Raw genomic sequence first — 16,040 nt, 5'->3', positions numbered from 1 at the left:
GTGCGTATCATGATGTCCAGATCATATGGGGCGATGCTCGCCTCGCTCAGCGCCGCCGCGCTGCTCCTTAGCCTCAGCGACAGTTTTGCACGACCCGGCGGCGCCGCGCCGCATGGCATGACTGCTGCGCCGTCCGGCGTCGCGGCGCGTCCGCCAATCGCGCCGGGAGCCCGGTTCCACCGGCGCAATAACCCCTTCGTGTACTGGCCGGGAGGCGGCGGCTTCTTCTACGACAGCGCGGGCTACAGCCAGCCCTTCCTCGATGCGGCGCAGCCGGTCTCCACTGACGTGCGCTACACCTACACCTATGACGTCCCCTGGGACTGGTCGCATCGTTTCCCGCCGAACGTCGTGCCCTCCGACCGGCCCTACGTGCCGAGCTGCCCGACGGAGCAGGTGACGGTGCCCGGCCGCGGCGGCAGCGAGCACACCGTCAACATCACGCGCTGCTATTGATTGGGGTCTAGCCCAGCTCGAAGCTGGTCACGCCGAAGACGCGGTCGATCCGCAGCGGCGGGATCGCGCCCGTGTACATCCGCGCCGTCTCGAACACCGGCTTCAGCCCGAGCGCCTCCGCGAGCGCGATGGCGTCACGGTTGACGGCGGGGACGTCGAGGAAGACCTCGCCATCCGCGCTTGCCAGCAGGGCCTGCACGATCGCCTCCGCCGCCCTGCGATCGTCGGCGACCAGCGGGCCGATCTTGTAGCCGGTCCGGCACGGCCGGATCACGCCCCATGCGGCGAGCTCGCCGTCACGCATAAGCGCGCGGCCGACATGGCCCGACGTGTTGGTCCAGGCACGCAGGAAAGCGCTGCGCCGGGCCGGGAAGACCGTGGCGTCATCGGCTTCCACAAGCGTAAACGGGATTGTGTCGAGTGCGACGACATCGGCGGGCGGCCTCGCAGGCGCAGTGACGATGCCGCCATAGCGGATATTGGCGTAGGCAAGCTGGAAGCCTGACTTTCTGTAGTTGCCCTGCTGCGCCACCACGCCATCGAGCCCGATCACGCGCGTGCCCGCATGCGCGATCGCCGCGTTCCAGATGCGCAGGCCGTGGCCGGAGCCGCGAAGACCCGCACGCACGATGTAGAAGCCGAGGAAGGCGAAGCGATCGTCGTAATTGACGCAGGAGACCGTCGCGACCGGCTCGCCATCGATCTCGCCGACGAAGAAGCCTTGCGCGTCGGGGATGGCAAAGCAGGCGGCATCGGAGAGGCCCGGATTCCAGCCCTCGGCCGCGGCCCAGCCGATGGCAAGCGAGATTTCCTCGGGGCGCAAATTGCGGATCAACAGCTCGCTCATCTCGCGTTGCTCATGACTGTGACCTTCGACCATGGACCTGCCGACAGGTCTGGCTGTAGAAGGCCTCATGATAGGCCGAGCCTGCGGCTCGCCTCAACTCGAAGGGATCATCGGTCATGGCAGCAGAGAAGGTTGCGCTCGTTACCGCCGGCGGCAGCGGCATGGGGGCAGGGGCTGCGCGGCGGCTGGCGGCGGACGGGTTTCGTGTCGCGATCCTGTCGTCCTCGGGCAAGGGCGAGGCCCTGGCGGCCGAGCTCGGCGGGCTCGGTGTCACCGGCTCGAACAAGTCGAACGACGATTTGAAGCGTTTCGTCGACGGTGCGATGGCAAAATGGGGACGGATCGACGTGCTCGTCAACAGCGCCGGCCACGGCCCGCGCGCGCCGATCACCGAGATCACCGACGAGCAGTGGCACACCGGCCTTGACACTTATCTGTTGAACGTGATCCGCCCGACGCGGCTGGTGACGCCGATCATGCAGGCGCAGAAGGGCGGGACCATCATCAACATCTCGACGGCCTGGGCATTCGAGCCCAGCGCGATGTTCCCGACCTCGGCGGTGTTCCGCGCAGGGCTCGCCGCCTTCACAAAAATCTTCACCGATGCCCATGCCGCCGACAACATCCGCATGAACAACGTCCTGCCGGGCTGGATCGACAGCCTGCCGCAGCAGGATGCACGCCGCGACAGCGTGCCGATGAAGCGCTATGGCAAGGTCGAGGAGATCGCGGCGACGATCTCGTTCCTGGCCTCCGACGGCGCCGCCTACATCACCGGCCAGAACATCCGCGTCGACGGCGGACTGACGCGCTCGGTCTGAGGCAAGCAGAGCCGAGTCGCGGCCTCGCGGCCTTGTCGTCATGCGACAGCGGCGTGCGCTGCACGCCGTTGATGAGGGGTGATCTGTGGCCCTCCAGTCACACTGCTCATCCGTTTGTACGATCTCCGATGCACACTACGTCACAGTCCCGATGAACTTCGCCGCAGCCCAAGACGAGGAGCGGCGCGCGCCGTATGCCCTCACTGCGCCGGTTTTTATCGGCGGGCAATCGAAACGCGAGTTCATCGCGTGGGGCAAGGAGACTGGAATGAACAAGTTGTTGCTGGCGATCGCGTCGGTTGTCTTGGGGACCGCGTCCGTTCAGGCCGCCGACCTCGCGGCGCATTACACCAAGGCGCCGGCAATGGCGCCCGTCTATAACTGGACCGGCTTCTACGTCGGCGGCAATGTCGGTGGGCAGTGGGGCAGCGCGAACCCGGCCACCACCACGCTGTTTCCGGTGGCCGCCTATTTCGCGGATTCGAGCGTGACCGCCATCGGAACGGTCGGCGCCCAGCACATCAACAGCTCCGGCGTGACCGGCGGCTTCACCGCCGGCTACAACTGGCAGGTCAACAACGCCGTGCTCGGCCTCGAGGGCGACATCAACTATTTCGGCTTCAAGGGCAGCGCGAGCAGCACGGCGGTGTATCCCTGCTGCGCGCCGACCACCTTCACCGTCAACTCGTCGGTCTCGGCCGACTGGCTCGCCACCATTCGCGGCCGCATCGGCTTCCTCGCGACGCCGAGCTGGCTGATCTACGCCACCGGCGGTGCCGCCATCGCAGAGGTCAGGGGCAATTTCAGCTTCACCGATACCTTCGCAGGCGCGACCGAATCCGGAACGATCCGCGACACCCGCGTCGGGTGGACCGCGGGCCTCGGCGGTGAATACGCCGTGGGCAATGGCTGGTCGTTGAAGGCCGAATATCTCTATGTCGATCTCGGCCGCAGCAGCATGACCAGCAACAATTTCAGCGTCGGTGTGGCTTTGCCGGTGCAGACCTTCACCCATTCGGTCGACCTCAAGTCGAACATTGTGCGCGTCGGCGTGAACTACAAGTTCGGCGGACCCGTCGTCGCCAGGTATTGATCTGTCCCGGTCCGATCCTGGCGTGGAAAGCCCCGGCTCGGCCGGGGCTTTCTGTTTTGAAGCTCAGCCTGCGTGCGATGCCAGCAGATGTGCCAGCGCGGGAAGAATCTTGTAGCGGGCGATCTCGTGCGGATACTCGCCGCGATTGGCCAGCAGGACGATGCCGATCCGCCGCGCCGGCACCAGGCCGATATAGCCGGAGGCGTTGTTGAGGCCGCCGGGCTTGTCGACGATGGTGACGCCCGGAAGACGCACGGTCTCCCAGGCCATGCCCTGTCCGAATTTCTCGTCGACGCGGAAGGCCTCGCGCTGCGTCATCCGCAGCGCCTCGCGCAAATGCGGATCGATGGTCCGGCCATCGACGCAGGCCGCCGCGAACGTGGCAAGATCCCGCACCGAGGCGAACATCTGGCCGGTGCCGGGAAAGGCAAAATAGCTCTGCTGATCGCCGATCGGGCCGACGGCTGCGCCCTGGTCGGAATAGCCCTGGACCGCGCGCTGCATCCAGGCGGCATCCATGACGGCGCGATTGTCTGCGCCGCGCTCAGGAATGAACGTTGAGTGCATGCCGAGCGGTTTGAGGATGCGCCCCTCGATCAGCGTGCGGATCGGCAAGTCGTAGCAGCGCTCGACCACGAGCTGAAGCAGCACATAGCCGGCATGGGTGTAGATGCGTTGCCGACCGGGCGCGACGCTCGCCGCCGGCGCGAAGGCGTTCAGCATGGCGATGAACTGCGCGCGCGTGTACTCATCGTTCGGCCATGGCGGATGGTCGGTCGGCAGCAAAAGTCCCGATGTGTGTGTCACCAACTGGCCGACGGTGACGTTGGGGATATAGGTGCCGTTCAGCTCGGGCAGGTATTTCGGCAGGCGGTCGTCGAGCCGCAGCTCGCCACGCAGCACGCCGAGCGCCACAACAGCCGCCTCGAACGGTTTTCTCAAGGAGGCGAGGTTGAACAAGGTATCCGGCGTCACCTTCCGGCCGGTCGCATCATCGGCAAAACCGTAGCTGAAGAACTCGACATGGCGCCCGGCATAGAGGGCGGCAGCGAGGCCGCCCGCAGAGTCCGGCGTCGCGGTCGGTGCCAGCTCGCTCGCGACGATGTCGCGCATCTGCGCGATCATGTCGGAATCCGCCGAGGCGGGTTGCGAGCAAAGCGCGAGCGCAGCCGGAATGAAGACGGCCCGGGCGAAGGTCCGCCTTGTGATGGGGGATGAGGTGACAATAGGCGGCACGGGCTCTGATGAGCGATTCTGACGCGCCCCCGATCTGCTTTAGCCGGAAGCGTCCCGCGGCCCAATTCACAATTGCGCGTCGCAGGTTCCGCATCGAAGTCGCGGTACAAAACTAAGCCAATCGGATAACAATTGTTGACGCGGGCGTCCACGTCGCTTATAGTTAGCTTCATGGCTAACCAATTATCCCGCCTCGACCAGGTTTTCGCAGCGCTTGCCGATCCGACGCGGCGCGCGATCGTGATGCGGCTGTGTGCGGGGGAGGCGTCGGTCGGCGAGCTCGCCGATCCCTTCGACATGGCGCTGCCGAGCCTCATGAAACACATCCATGTGCTGGAGACGAGCGGGCTCGTGCAATCGGAGAAATCCGGCCGCGTGCGGACCTGCCGGCTCAGCCCGGATGCGCTGCTCGGGGCGGAGGACTGGTTCCAGCAGCAGCGCGCGATCTGGGAGGCGCGGCTCGACCGGTTCGAAACCTATGTGATGAAGCTCAAGAAAGAGAAGGAGCAGGCGGTCGCCAAACGGCCGTCCCGCACAACCAAGAAGAAAGGTTCTTGACGATGACGAATTCTGCCAACCCCGCTCTGTCGCAATGGTCGCTCGACCGCGAGATCGTGATGTCGCGCGTGATCGACGCGCCCCGCGATCTGGTGTTCGAGGCCTGGTCCGACCCCAAGCATCTGCCGCAATGGTTCGGGCCGAAGGGTTTCAAGGTCGAGACCTTCGAGATCGACGTGCGGGTCGGCGGCGTTTGGCGCTTCAACATGATCGGCCCCGACGGCACGGTCTATCCGAACCGGATGCGCTTCCGCCGCATCGAGCGGCCGTCGCTGATGGAGATGGATCACGGCACAGACCAGGACGAGGATCCCGGCATGTTCCGCTTCACCGTCACCTTTGCCGAGCAGAGCAACGGCAAGACCGTGCTGATGATGCGCCAGCTTGCCTCGAGCACCGAGCAGCGCGACGGCATGATCGGCTTCGGCGCCGTCGAGTACGGCTATCAGACGCTCGACAAGCTCGCGGCCTATGTCGCAGGCATGAAGCGGTGAAGACATGAGGTCCCGGCGCAGAGCCGCCGGGACCGTTTTCGCTGACATTGGCAAGGCGTGGTGCCGACGTGCGATGACTTGCGGCGGGGGCGTCGTTCCCGCGACCGGAACATTATCGGGATTAGCGGGCTTTCTGCCGCACGAGGGGGGCCGCAGGAACGATCGCGCTTCTCCGGCTTTGCCGGTGATGACGCACATTGTCTTCAGCGACTATCGCAATCCCGCCGCGGAGCAGGCCTACGAGATTGCCTGGGATTTTCTCGACCGCACAGGCGCGATCCGCGACGAATTCGAAGCCTGCGTATTCCTGGCACAGCGCATCACCGGGATGGTCGAGGAGGGGCAAACCAACCGGATCCGCATGGCCAATCGCGCCATCTCCCAATATCAGCACCATGTCCGGGAGAGCGACCCTTTGATCCGCAACGGCGGTCGGCGAGCCGGCCAGCGTTGAGCGCCGTCTCGAAGCCTGGCTCTTCTCACTCCTTCGCCTCGTCCGTCACGATGTCGCCGAGCTTCTGCCAGCGCTGGCCGTCGAACTGCACCATCTGGAACTGCTTGTTGACGCGATAATCGGTCGGTGTGGTCGTGACCGAGATTCCCGGGAGCGTCAGATCGAGCACGACGTGCTTGAGGCTGGTTGCCTGCCGCATCACGTTCTCGCGGGTCAGATCGTCGCCGCATTGCTGCAGCACCTGCACCAGCAGCTGGGCCGTGATGTATCCGTAGACGTTCAGGTTCGAATCCTTGTCGCCGTCGGGATAGTACTTTGCCATGAAGGCGAGGTAGCGCTTCATGCCGGGATCGTCCTTCCAGTCGGGGTCTGCGGCATCCTTGACGTAACCGACGCTGACGACGCCCTTGGAATTTTCCAGTCCCGCCGGCTTCAGCACGGCGCTGAGCGAGGAAGCGTTGATGTCGATGATGTGCAGCGGCTTCCAGCCGATCTCGGCGACCTTCTTGATCGCCTGCGCCGCCTGTTTCGGCGTCGTGGCGCTGAACAGCACGTCGGCGCCGGCGTCCTTCAAGCGCAGGATCTGCGAGTCGATGGTCGGCTCGGAGATCTCGTAGGAGGTCTCGGCTACCACCATCTTTGCCTTGTCACCGAGGCCCGCCTTGAGGCCGGCAAGATAGTCCTTGCCGAGGTCGTCATTCTGGTAGAGCACGCCGATCTTGGCGTTCGGATGGTTCTTCAGAAGGTACTGCGCGTAGATCCGGCCCTCGACGAGGTAGGAGGGATTGAAGCCCATGGTCCAGGGAAAGGATTTTGGATCGGTGAAGCGTGCCGCGCCGGTGGCAGCGAACAGCTGCGGGATCTTCTTGGCGTTGAGATATTTCTGCACGGCGACGTTCGGCGCCGTGCCGATGATCTGGAAGGTCAGCAGCACCTCGTCGCTTTCGACGAGCTTGCGGACCTGCTCGACCGTCTTCGGCGGCGAATAGGCGTCGTCATACTGGATCAGCTCGATCTTGCGGCCGTTCACGCCGCCCTGGTCGTTGATCATCCTCATATAGGCCGCCTGGGTCTTGCCGATTACGGCGTAGGCCGAGGCCGGGCCGCTGAGCGGCACGGTCTGACCGACCTTGATCGCAGTGTCGGAGGCGCCGGGATCGTATTTCTTCTGCGCATGAGCCTGTGCGAGCGACATCACCAGGGCAAGCGCGGTGACCGCGACGCGATCGAGAAGACGGTTCTTCATTTCCATTCCCTGTTGTCTGCGATCATTCGCCCTTGAGCCCGGCATCGCGGATCAGCTTGGTCCACTTCTGGGTCTCGGCATCGATGAACTGACCGAACTCGGTGGCAGTGCCTGCGCGCACCTCCAGACCTTGAGCGGTCAGCTTGTCCTTGATCGCGGGCTCTGCCAGCGCGCGCAGGACTTCGGCCTGGAACTTGTCGACGATCGCGCGCGGCGTCGTGGCGGGCGCCATGAAGCCGTACCAGCCGGCGGCGGCGACGTTGGGAAAGCCCTGCTCGCGCAGCGTGGGTGCCTGCGGATAGAGTGCGCTGCGCTCGGGCGAGGCGACGCCGAGCACGATGAACTTTCCGCTCTGGATGTAGGGCAGGGCGGTCGGCAGCGCCGTCAGCGTGGCATCGACGCGTCCGGCGAGCAGCTCCGTGTAGGAGGCCGCATCACCCCGGAACGGGATGTTGAGACCTTTGACGCCGGCGTCGCGGAACAGCAGCTCTCCGGCGAGGTGCGGCTGCGAGCCGGCGCCGGGCGAAGCAAAGGTCAGCCCATCCGGCTTCGACTTGCCGTAGGCGATCAATTCGGGAAGCGTCTTGAATGGTGCGTCGGCGCTGATGATGAGAAACAGCGGCGCGACCACGACCATCGCGACCGGCTGCAGATCCTTGCGGTCATAGGTCAGCTTGCCGAACAGCGCCTCGGCGGTCGCGTAGGGCGCCGCGACGTAGAGCAGGGTGTAGCCGTCGCCCGGGGCATGGGCGACCATGTCGTTCGCGATGCGGGTGCCGGCACCCGGCTTGTTCTCGACGATGAATTGCTGACGGAGATTGCGGCCGAACTCTTCGACGAGCAGGCGCAGCGAAATGTCGTTGGAGCCGCCGGGGCCGTAGGGCGAAATCAGCCGCACCATGCGCGAAGGCCATGCATCCTCGGCCCGTGCCGTCAGGCTTGAGCCGGCAAGAAGGCCGCCTGCGATTGTGCCCAGCAGGGTTCGTCGTGTGACGTCGTGCGATGCCACGATCTCTTCCTCCCTTTATTGTCAGTCTTCTTGTTAGTTCAGATCACCTTTCGCTCGGTGAGCCGTTCGATCTCCTGCTCGGTCAGGCCGAGCCAATCGCGAAAGACCTCGTCATTGTCCTGGCCGACGTCGCCGGCGGCGTGACGCATTTGCGCGGGATCATTGGTGAAGCGCGGAACGACATTGGTCATGGCGACCGTGCCGAAATCCCGGTCAGCCACGCGCGTGATCATCTCGCGCGCTTTCATTTGCGGGTCGTCGACGATCTGGTCGATCGAATAGATCGGGGCGAGCGTTCCCTGCGCTGCGTTGAACCTTGCGAGGACGTCATCGAGGGGATGGGCGGCACACCAGCCGGCGAAGATGTCGTTGAGCTCGGAAGCGTGCTTGACGCGCCGGTCGTTGCTGGCGAAGCGCGGATCGTCGATGAGGTCGGGCCGTTCGATCGCCCGGCAGTTCGCCGCAAACAGTGCGTTGGTCGAACCTGCGAGCGTGACCCAATGATCGTCTTGCGTGCGAAACACGGCGGCTGGCGCCGAATAGCCGTTGGCATTGCCGATCCGGCTGCGAACGGCGCCGAGCTGGTCGTGTTCAATAGCGAGGACGTCGAGCAGGCGGAAGGTCGCCTCCGTTAGCGAAAGATCGATCTCCTCGCCAGGCGCATTCGGGTCACGCGCCCGTTTCCACAGCGCCGCCAGCACGCCGACGGCGCCGAACAGGCCGCCGATCGAATCCCCGATCGGATAACCGGGGTGGGTCGGCTCGCCCTTGCTCTCCCCGGTGATGTAGGTGAGCCCGCCCATGGCCTCGAAGATGCGGGCAAAGCCGGGCCGCTCGCGATAGGGGCCATCTTGCCCGAAAGCGGTGGCGCGCAGGATCACGAGGCGCGGCTGGATCGACCACAGCACCTCCTTGGGCAAGCCCCAGCGGTCGAGCGTTCCCGGACGGAAATTCTCGATCAGCACGTCGAAGCGCGGCAGCAGCTGCTTGAATAGCGCAAGCCCATCCGGTGCGCGCAGGTCGAGCGTGGCGAATTTCTTGTTGCGGTTGGCCGCTTTCCACCACAGCGGCTTGCCGTCCTTGAATGGCGGAAACGCCCGCACGCCGTCGCCTTGGCCGGGCATCTCGATCTTGAGCACCTCGGCGCCGTAGTCGGCCAGCAGCGTCGCGGCAAAGGGCGCTGCGATGATGGTCGCGATGTCGAGAACTCTCAAACCTTCGAGCGGCCCAGCCATCTCACGTCCCGGTGTTGGTTTTCTTGGTCTTGCGCGCCGGCGGCGCGGGGGCCGCCTTTCCGACGATGGCGCGGATGCTGTCGGCGAGCGCCGCGATGCGCGGACCGATCTCGCCTTCCAGCTGGCCCGGCTGGAGGCGGAACGCGGGGATGCCGCAATTGATCGAGAACGACTGCCTGGATTCGCTGACGTGGAACAGCGGTGCGGCGACGGCATGGATCGAAGCCATGTACTCGCCCCAGCAGGTGCAGAAGCCGCGGCTTTTGCATTGCGTGATCCCGGCGCGGTACTTGTCACGGAAGGCCGACCATAACTCGGCGTCTTCGGCGGCGATGTTGCGTTCGAGCCGCTCGGCATCGGCCGGCGGCAAGGTCGCTGCCGCGGCGCGTCCCATCGCGGTCATCACCACGGGAATTGGCATGCCGATGTCGGGCGCGTGGGGCCCGACATCGCCGGAGCGTGCGGTCTCGACATAGATCATCGAGGTGGCGTCGAGCAGGCCGATCGAGACCGTGCCGCGGACGCTGAGCGCCAGCTCCTGCATCATGGGCCGTGCCACCTGGCGGAATTGCATGCCCGCAAGCAGCGGATGCGCGATCCGTAGCGCTCGCGCAGCGACGCGGTACTTCGCCCGTTCAGCGTCGTAACGGAGGTAGCCGAGCTCGGCCAGCGTGTGGGTGAGCCGCGCAACCGTCGGCCGCGGAATGCCCGTCAGCGTCGACAGCTCCATGTTGCCGAGCAGTGTGCTGCCGGCCTTGAACGCTTCGAGCACGACCAGCCCCTTCGCCAGCGTCGTGGCGAAGGCGGCGTCATCGACGCTCTCCGCCAGCACGGCGGCAGCGGAGGAGGGCGCATGTCGCGGCTTGGATGAGTCTTTCGGGGCCATTCCTGACTATCGAACGGAAGCGTCGCTTCTGTCCAATATATTCGATGACGGTACAGAAATTGTCCGATATGTGGACATAAGAATTGCATCGAAATTTCACTGAAGAACGCGCGCGAGCGAGGCGACCACACGGATTTTTGTCGTGATTGCATGCCGTCTTGTGACAGGATTATTACGTCGACATGTCAGATCGATAATTCATCGATAATTTCTGGAGCGGCTCATGTTGCAGTGGCAGGCGCGGTCAAATCCCCTCGCGTGGTGGTGGGGATCTCTCACGCTCGTGAGCGCGGCCAATATCCTGGTCTGGTTCATGCTGTATCGCGAGTTCTACCCGACGGTCGCAGGAAGTGCGGGTGGCGGCTCGGACATCGGGCTGATGTTCCTGCTCTGCGCCGGCTATGTGTTCGGCTGCGCGTTCCGCTCGTTCCTGCCGCGCGCGGACGTGCAGCGCATCTGCCTGTTCGACACCTGGCTGTCGAGCGTCGTGGTCGGCCGCACCGTCGCGACCGTGGCCGAGCTCTGCTTCGTCGCGCAATGGGCCATTATCCTGCATCAGCTCGGCAAGATGACGGGCGCGGAGACCGCGGTGAACATCGCGCTCGTGATCGTGCCCATCATCATCATCGCGGAGTGCTTCTCCTGGTACGCGGTGGTGACGACCAACTTCCTCTTCAACGCGATCGAGAATTCGCTGTGGGCCGTGACCTTCTTCCTCGCCGGCATCGCGCTGTGCCGCCTGATGCCGGAATTCCAGGGCGTGGTGCGCTGGGCGCTGATGTCGGGCATCGTCGGCATCGCCTGCTTCCTGGCCTTTCTCGTCACCGTCGACGTTCCCATGTATCTCAGCCGCTGGCGGGCAGGGCACGCCGAGGGCAACAGGTTTCTCGGCTTCCTCGAAGGCCTGCATGACGTTTCGACGCGCTGGGTGGTGACCCACGACATCGCGCACTGGAAAGGCGAGCTGACCTGGATGTTCCTGTATTTCAGCGCCGCGGTGTGGTCGAGCCTGGCGCTCTGCGCGCTCTATGCGATGGAAGGCCAGCTGGTGCGTTATCTGGCGTAAGCTGCTACTTGCCGACCAAGCCGCATTTGCTGCGGTCGAGCGGGCGGAAGGCCTGGTCGGGCGGGATGGTCGCGACCAGCTTGACGAAATCCCAGGGGCCTTTGGACTCCTGCGGCGTCTTGACCTGGACTAGATAGAGATCGTGCACCATGCGCTGATCCTCGCGGATGCGGCCGTTGGGCGTGTAGGCGTCCGACACCGGGGTCGCCTTCATCTTGGCCATCACGGTTGCGCTGTCGTCGGAATCGGTGTCCTTGATCGCCTGCAGATAATGGCGCACGGCGGAATAGACGCCGGCCTGGATCTGCGACGGCATCGCCTTTCGGCGCGCAAAGAACGCATCGGAGAATTTCCTGGCTGCCGGCGAGACGTCCTCGAAGAACGAGGTGACGATGAGGTCGCCACGGGTTGCCTTCAACCCGACCGCCTCGATGTCGACGTTCTGGAACGACATCGGCACGATCTTGATGCCCTGATCGGCGAGGCCGAATTCCTCGGCCTGCTTGATCGCAGTGGCATTGTCTCCGGCCACGTTGATGGCGAGGATCTTCGCGCCCGAGGACTGGGCCTGCAGCAGGAACGAGCTGAAATCGGGCGTGCCGAGCTGCGCCTTGACGCCGCCGGCGACCTTGCCGCCGAGCTCGCCGATGCGAGCTCGTGCCGTCGCCTCGATCGAATGGCCGAAGGCGTAGTCGCCGGTGATGAAGAACCACGGCTCCTTGCTGGTCTGCATGATGCCCGAGACCACGGCGGTCGCGGTGGAATAGGCGTCCTGGGTCCATTGCACGCTGGTCGGCGCACAGGCCTCATCGGTGAGCTGGTTGGCGCCGGCGCCGGAGACGAGGAAGATCTTTCCGTTGCCGCGGACCAGCTCCTGCACGGCGAGGGCGGCGCCGGAGCTGCCGCCGTCGGCAATCGCCTGGACGCCGTCGCTGAACCATTTGCGGGCGAGCGATGCCGCCAGATCCGGCTTGTTCTGGTGATCGGCCTGCAGGATCTCGATCGGCTTGCCGTTGATCTTGCCGCCGAACTCCTCCGCGGCCATCCGCGCCGCCTCGACCGAGCCCGGGCCCATCGCGGTGGCGAAGACGCCGTTCATGTCGGTCAGCAGGCCGATGCGGATGGTCTCGCCCTTGATCTCGGCGCGCGCGGCAGGGCATGCGAGCGCTAGCGTCGTCAGCATGATGGCGGTAGACAGCGAGCGAGAAGAGTTCATGGCGTTTCCTGATTTATGTTGGTTGGTCGGTCACGAAGCTCAGGCCGGTTCGGCGATCACCGTGTTGCGCAAAGTGCCGATGCCGGAAATCTCGACCTCGACGGTGTCGCCCGGCCGCATCCACAGCGGCGGCGTGCGCTTGGCGCCCACGCCGCCCGGAGTGCCCGTCACGATGACGTCGCCGGGGACGAGCGGGCAGATTGTGGAGATGTAGGCGATCAACTCGGGAATCGCGGTGATCAGGAGGTCGGTCCTGGTGTCCTGCACGACGGTGCCGTTGAGGCGCGTCTGCAAGCTGAGCTTCGATGGATCCGGAATCTCGTCCGCCGTCACCAGCCACGGGCCGAAGCTGCCGCTCTCGGCAAAGGTCTTGCCGGAGAGGAACTGGCTGGTGTGGCGCTGCCAGTCGCGGACGCTGCCTTCGTTGTAGCAGGAATAGCCGGCGACGTGATCGAGCGCGCGGGTCGCCGGAATGTGGCGGCCCGCCTTGCCGATGACCAATGCGAGCTCGCCTTCATAGTCGAAATCGTCGCTCACCTTCGGCTTCACGATCGGCTGGAGATGGCCGACCTGGCTGCAGGCGAAGCGCGCGAACAGCGCAGGCTTCTCGGTCACCGTGCGGCCAGTCTCCGCGACGTGGTCGCGGTAGTTCAGGCCGACGCAGATGATTTTGCCGGGATCGGGGATCACTGGAGCGAAGCTGACCTTGTCGAGCGGATGATCGGGCGCCGTCGAGGCGACGAGCTTTGCCGCTTCGGTGAGGCCGTCAGATTCAAGCAACTGCCGCAGCGCGGAGCAGGGCGCCATGCGCGCGCCGAGATCGACGATTCCGTTGTCCTTGGCGGCGCCGAACGAGGCGCGGCCGCTAGCGGTGAAAGAGAGGAGCTTCATGAGATGTCCTTGAGAAATGCTTGGTCAGGCCGCGGACGGCACGTGGGTGAGAGGCGTGATGGCGCCGATGAGCTGGTCGAGTTCGATCTCGTTCCGCGCGGCGCCGCGCACATAGCGGTCGGGACGAACCAGTGCGGCGATGATGCCGTGCCGACTCAGCCACTCGCCGATGCCGTCGGCATCGTCGCTGGCCAGGATCTTGAGTCCCGCCTGCACAAGCGCCGGCCGCGAGGAAAGGGCCGACGTGTCTGCGACGAGCAGGGCATGGCCGTAGCCCACCCGATCGTCGCTGCGGCTGCCGTCCCGAAGCTCGAATTGCGGCGCCAGATCTCCCGCGAGCGGCATGTCGCGGGGCGCCAGTCCAGGTCCGAGCAGGGGCTTCCTCACCTCGAGCTTCACCGGAGCGTTCTCGCGAGCCTCGCCCGCAGCGAGACCCGCTTCGATGGCCTTGGTGTTGATCACGCCGCCGAGACGGATGGCGAGTTCGATGAACTCGCGCACATGCGGAAGGCGCTCGCTCTGGTAGGTGTCGAGCAGATCGGCCGTGGCGGCGCCCCGAATAATGGCGTCGAGCTTCCAGGCGAGGTTGGCGGCATCGCGGACGCCCGCGCACATGCCCTGGCCGAGGAAGGGCGGGGTTTGGTGCGCGGAATCGCCCGCGAGCAGCAATCTTCCATGCCGCCATTGCTTTGCGATCACGGAATGAAAGGTGTAGACCGCGGCGCGCTCGATCTCGGCATCATCTGGCGTGACCCAGCGCGACAGCAATTCCCAGACCTTTGCCGGTTGCGCGATCTCGTGAGAATCCTCGTCCGCGAGAACCGTGATCTCCCAGCGCCGCCGCGTTCCGGTGCCGCGGACATAGGTCGCGGGCCGTCTGGGATCGCAATGCTGTAAGCTGTAATCGCCTAGATCGTCACGCGCTCGCTTGAGTAGCACGTCGATAACCAGCCATCGCTCGTGGAAGCCGAGATCGTCCATGCCGGAGCCGATGAAGCGGCGGACCAGAGACCGGGCGCCATCGCAGCCGATCACATAGCGGGCGCGGACCTCGGTGAGTTGTCCGTTCGTGAGGTCTTCGTAGCGGACACGCACGCCATGCTCATCCTGATCGAGTGCGAACACATCGCAGCGGCCGTGCAAGATGACGTGGGGAAAGCGGGCAAGACCGCCGATCAGGACATCCTCCAGATCCGGCTGGTGAAAGCGATAGCTGAGATGCCAGCCCATCGGCGTCAAATTCTGCGGCCGCGACCAGTCCAACAGCATCTTGCCGCCCGCGTCCAGAAACCGCATGCCGGGGCTGAGGATCACGTGGGGCAGGATGGCGTCGGCGAGTCCGATGGTCTGGAACACGCGCATGCATTCGTCGTCGAAATGGACCGCGCGCGGCAAATGGTAGGTCTGCCCCTCGCGCTCCAGCACCAAGGTCCGGATGCCGCACAGGCCCAGCAGGTTGGCGAGGGTGGCGCCGACCGGACCACGGCCGACGATCGCGACATCGAACTCTTCGGGGGCGGATTTATTCTGCATGGGGCTATTTCTTCCCCAAGCCGCGTCGCAGCATCAACGCCGCTGGCCGAAGTGTCCGCCCAGCGGACGGATCGGCCTAGACGTCGACCGGAATGGCCGCAGCCGTCTCCTGAAGCTGCGCTGCAAATTGCGCAATTGCCTCGTCGATCCGCAGCGCCGAGCGAATCCAGATGATGGAGATGCAGCCGAAGACGGCTCCATCCCGCACGATCGGCACCGCGATCGACGCCGTCTTGGGGTTGAACTCGCCCTCGCTTCGGATCGCGTAGCGGCGCGCCTGCGTCTCGGCGATCATGCGATCGAGCCGCGCTGCATCGAGAAACGGACGGTCGTCGGCCTCGTCGATGCGGCGCAGATGATTGATGATGAGGTCCCGTTCGCGCGGCGGGCAGGCGGCGAGATAGGCCCGGCCGGCGGAGGTGCGCAGCATCGGCAGGCGCTTGCCGATCATGCCGCGGTCGATCGAGAGCGGGCTGCGCGCGTGGGTGGTCTCCTGGACGACCATCGCAGCGTTCTCATACGTGGAGAGATCGACCGGCCAGACCAGGGTCTTGCTGAGCTCGGCGAGGTAGGGCGCCGCCCCCTGGCAAATCACCACGCCGGGATCGTAGCCGTCGCCGAGGCTCAGGGCTCGCCGGGTCACCCGAAAGCGGTCATCGCTGGCACTGCGCGCGATATATCCCAGTTCCTCCAATGTCTCGAGCAGGCGGTAGACGGTTGGACGGGGCAGGTCGAGCGCACGGGCGACGTCGCCTGCGCGGATGCCGCCGGAGCGGTTGACCTCGCGCAGTACGTCAAGCCCGCGCTTGAAGGCGCGGACGCCCTCCGACTGCCGCGGCGCGCCCGGCCCCGTCCGCTCCTTGGACACTTCGCATTTCCTCCCTTGTGGTGCACGGTCCCGCGATTATCGTTGCGAACGCGAAGCGATTGCGGAACACCACGTTAAGATCGCGCGCAGCCGGTATCAAGTTCGCCGTCTTGCGGCGCGATGCCTTCTGG

17 protein-coding genes are annotated in these 16,040 nt (G+C 65.1%); 7 read left to right on the top strand and 10 right to left on the bottom strand.

All coding sequences use genetic code 11. The features are described 5' to 3' along the window. The first annotated feature begins 9 nt into the window (after positions 1-9). Positions 10-456, top strand: coding sequence for a hypothetical protein (locus tag AC0WRY_RS21235; protein ID WP_194402719.1), 447 nt, complete (start codon positions 10-12; stop codon positions 454-456). A gap of 7 nt (positions 457-463) precedes the next feature. Here the strand turns inward: AC0WRY_RS21235 and AC0WRY_RS21230 are convergent, their stop codons facing one another. Further along, complete coding sequence (locus AC0WRY_RS21230) at positions 464-1,303, bottom strand: GNAT family N-acetyltransferase (protein WP_194402718.1); 840 nt, start codon at positions 1,301-1,303, stop codon at positions 464-466. Positions 1,304-1,419: 116 nt separating this feature from the next. Here AC0WRY_RS21230 and AC0WRY_RS21225 point away from each other — a divergent pair, with 116 nt between their 5' ends. Then, positions 1,420-2,124, top strand: a complete 705-nt coding sequence (locus tag AC0WRY_RS21225; RefSeq protein ID WP_194402717.1) for an SDR family oxidoreductase — start codon at positions 1,420-1,422, stop codon at positions 2,122-2,124. Between the two features lie 268 nt (positions 2,125-2,392). Further along, a complete protein-coding gene (locus AC0WRY_RS21220; RefSeq protein ID WP_194402716.1) occupies positions 2,393-3,217 on the top strand; it encodes an outer membrane protein in 825 nt (274 codons plus the stop codon). A 63-nt stretch (positions 3,218-3,280) separates the two neighbouring features. Here AC0WRY_RS21220 and AC0WRY_RS21215 read toward each other — a convergent pair whose 3' ends face one another. Next, complete coding sequence (locus tag AC0WRY_RS21215; protein ID WP_194402715.1) at positions 3,281-4,342, bottom strand: serine hydrolase; 1,062 nt, start codon at positions 4,340-4,342, stop codon at positions 3,281-3,283. Positions 4,343-4,624: 282 nt separating this feature from the next. On the opposite strand from AC0WRY_RS21215, the gene AC0WRY_RS21210 reads away from it, so the two are divergent. The 3 genes from AC0WRY_RS21210 to AC0WRY_RS21200 all read left to right on the top strand — a co-directional run bounded on the left by AC0WRY_RS21210 (position 4,625) and on the right by AC0WRY_RS21200 (position 5,959). Further along, entirely contained in the window at positions 4,625-5,011 is a 387-nt protein-coding gene (locus AC0WRY_RS21210; protein WP_194402714.1) for an ArsR/SmtB family transcription factor, read from the top strand. 2 nt (positions 5,012-5,013) lie between these two features. Continuing rightward, positions 5,014-5,505, top strand: coding sequence for an SRPBCC family protein (locus tag AC0WRY_RS21205; protein WP_194402713.1), 492 nt, complete (start codon positions 5,014-5,016; stop codon positions 5,503-5,505). A 187-nt stretch (positions 5,506-5,692) separates the two neighbouring features. Beyond that, the gene (locus AC0WRY_RS21200; RefSeq protein WP_194408352.1) at positions 5,693-5,959 is read left to right on the top strand and encodes a hypothetical protein; all 267 of its coding nucleotides are present in this window, start codon (positions 5,693-5,695) and stop codon (positions 5,957-5,959) included. Between the two features lie 25 nt (positions 5,960-5,984). Here AC0WRY_RS21200 and AC0WRY_RS21195 read toward each other — a convergent pair whose 3' ends face one another. The 4 genes from AC0WRY_RS21195 to AC0WRY_RS21180 are packed head-to-tail and all read right to left on the bottom strand — an operon-like array spanning position 5,985 to position 10,335. After that, positions 5,985-7,205, bottom strand: coding sequence for an ABC transporter substrate-binding protein (locus tag AC0WRY_RS21195; RefSeq protein WP_194402712.1), 1,221 nt, complete (start codon positions 7,203-7,205; stop codon positions 5,985-5,987). A gap of 22 nt (positions 7,206-7,227) precedes the next feature. Beyond that, positions 7,228-8,214: a Bug family tripartite tricarboxylate transporter substrate binding protein gene (locus tag AC0WRY_RS21190; RefSeq protein WP_491120790.1), complete on the bottom strand. Its 987-nt coding sequence runs from the start codon at positions 8,212-8,214 to the stop codon at positions 7,228-7,230. Between the two features lie 38 nt (positions 8,215-8,252). Further along, positions 8,253-9,449, bottom strand: a complete 1,197-nt coding sequence (locus AC0WRY_RS21185; protein ID WP_194402711.1) for a CaiB/BaiF CoA transferase family protein — start codon at positions 9,447-9,449, stop codon at positions 8,253-8,255. 1 nt (position 9,450) lies between these two features. Next, positions 9,451-10,335, bottom strand: a complete 885-nt coding sequence (locus AC0WRY_RS21180) for an IclR family transcriptional regulator (RefSeq protein WP_194402710.1) — start codon at positions 10,333-10,335, stop codon at positions 9,451-9,453. 223 nt (positions 10,336-10,558) lie between these two features. On the opposite strand from AC0WRY_RS21180, the gene AC0WRY_RS21175 reads away from it, so the two are divergent. Beyond that, complete coding sequence (locus AC0WRY_RS21175) at positions 10,559-11,401, top strand: hypothetical protein (protein WP_194402709.1); 843 nt, start codon at positions 10,559-10,561, stop codon at positions 11,399-11,401. 4 nt (positions 11,402-11,405) lie between these two features. Here the strand turns inward: AC0WRY_RS21175 and AC0WRY_RS21170 are convergent, their stop codons facing one another. The 4 genes from AC0WRY_RS21170 to AC0WRY_RS21155 form a co-directional block, all read right to left on the bottom strand. Then, the gene (locus AC0WRY_RS21170) at positions 11,406-12,617 is read right to left on the bottom strand and encodes an ABC transporter substrate-binding protein (protein WP_194402708.1); all 1,212 of its coding nucleotides are present in this window, start codon (positions 12,615-12,617) and stop codon (positions 11,406-11,408) included. A 39-nt stretch (positions 12,618-12,656) separates the two neighbouring features. Next, positions 12,657-13,508: a fumarylacetoacetate hydrolase family protein gene (locus AC0WRY_RS21165; RefSeq protein ID WP_194402707.1), complete on the bottom strand. Its 852-nt coding sequence runs from the start codon at positions 13,506-13,508 to the stop codon at positions 12,657-12,659. Positions 13,509-13,532: 24 nt separating this feature from the next. Next, positions 13,533-15,041 (bottom strand): bifunctional 3-(3-hydroxy-phenyl)propionate/3-hydroxycinnamic acid hydroxylase MhpA, encoded by a 1,509-nt coding sequence (gene mhpA / locus AC0WRY_RS21160; protein ID WP_491120786.1) that lies wholly within the window; start codon positions 15,039-15,041, stop codon positions 13,533-13,535. Positions 15,042-15,117: 76 nt separating this feature from the next. Then, positions 15,118-15,909, bottom strand: a complete 792-nt coding sequence (locus AC0WRY_RS21155; protein WP_194402705.1) for a DNA-binding transcriptional regulator — start codon at positions 15,907-15,909, stop codon at positions 15,118-15,120. Positions 15,910-16,040: the final 131 nt, after the last annotated feature.

This window comes from Bradyrhizobium sp. T-12, from assembly GCF_058314695.1.
This window is presented reverse-complemented; position numbering and strand designations above follow the sequence as displayed.

Coding starts and splice junctions, on each gene's coding strand:
- AC0WRY_RS21235 (WP_194402719.1), top strand. CDS start 10: ATGATGTCCAGATCATATGGGGCGATGCTCGCCTCGCTCAGCGCCGCC.
- AC0WRY_RS21230 (WP_194402718.1), bottom strand. CDS start 1,303: ATGAGCGAGCTGTTGATCCGCAATTTGCGCCCCGAGGAAATCTCGCTT.
- AC0WRY_RS21225 (WP_194402717.1), top strand. CDS start 1,420: ATGGCAGCAGAGAAGGTTGCGCTCGTTACCGCCGGCGGCAGCGGCATG.
- AC0WRY_RS21220 (WP_194402716.1), top strand. CDS start 2,393: ATGAACAAGTTGTTGCTGGCGATCGCGTCGGTTGTCTTGGGGACCGCG.
- AC0WRY_RS21215 (WP_194402715.1), bottom strand. CDS start 4,342: ATGATCGCGCAGATGCGCGACATCGTCGCGAGCGAGCTGGCACCGACC.
- AC0WRY_RS21210 (WP_194402714.1), top strand. CDS start 4,625: ATGGCTAACCAATTATCCCGCCTCGACCAGGTTTTCGCAGCGCTTGCC.
- AC0WRY_RS21205 (WP_194402713.1), top strand. CDS start 5,014: ATGACGAATTCTGCCAACCCCGCTCTGTCGCAATGGTCGCTCGACCGC.
- AC0WRY_RS21200 (WP_194408352.1), top strand. CDS start 5,693: ATGACGCACATTGTCTTCAGCGACTATCGCAATCCCGCCGCGGAGCAG.
- AC0WRY_RS21195 (WP_194402712.1), bottom strand. CDS start 7,205: ATGAAGAACCGTCTTCTCGATCGCGTCGCGGTCACCGCGCTTGCCCTG.
- AC0WRY_RS21185 (WP_194402711.1), bottom strand. CDS start 9,449: ATGGCTGGGCCGCTCGAAGGTTTGAGAGTTCTCGACATCGCGACCATC.
- AC0WRY_RS21180 (WP_194402710.1), bottom strand. CDS start 10,335: ATGGCCCCGAAAGACTCATCCAAGCCGCGACATGCGCCCTCCTCCGCT.
- AC0WRY_RS21175 (WP_194402709.1), top strand. CDS start 10,559: ATGTTGCAGTGGCAGGCGCGGTCAAATCCCCTCGCGTGGTGGTGGGGA.
- AC0WRY_RS21170 (WP_194402708.1), bottom strand. CDS start 12,617: ATGAACTCTTCTCGCTCGCTGTCTACCGCCATCATGCTGACGACGCTA.
- AC0WRY_RS21165 (WP_194402707.1), bottom strand. CDS start 13,508: ATGAAGCTCCTCTCTTTCACCGCTAGCGGCCGCGCCTCGTTCGGCGCC.
- mhpA (WP_491120786.1), bottom strand. CDS start 15,041: ATGCAGAATAAATCCGCCCCCGAAGAGTTCGATGTCGCGATCGTCGGC.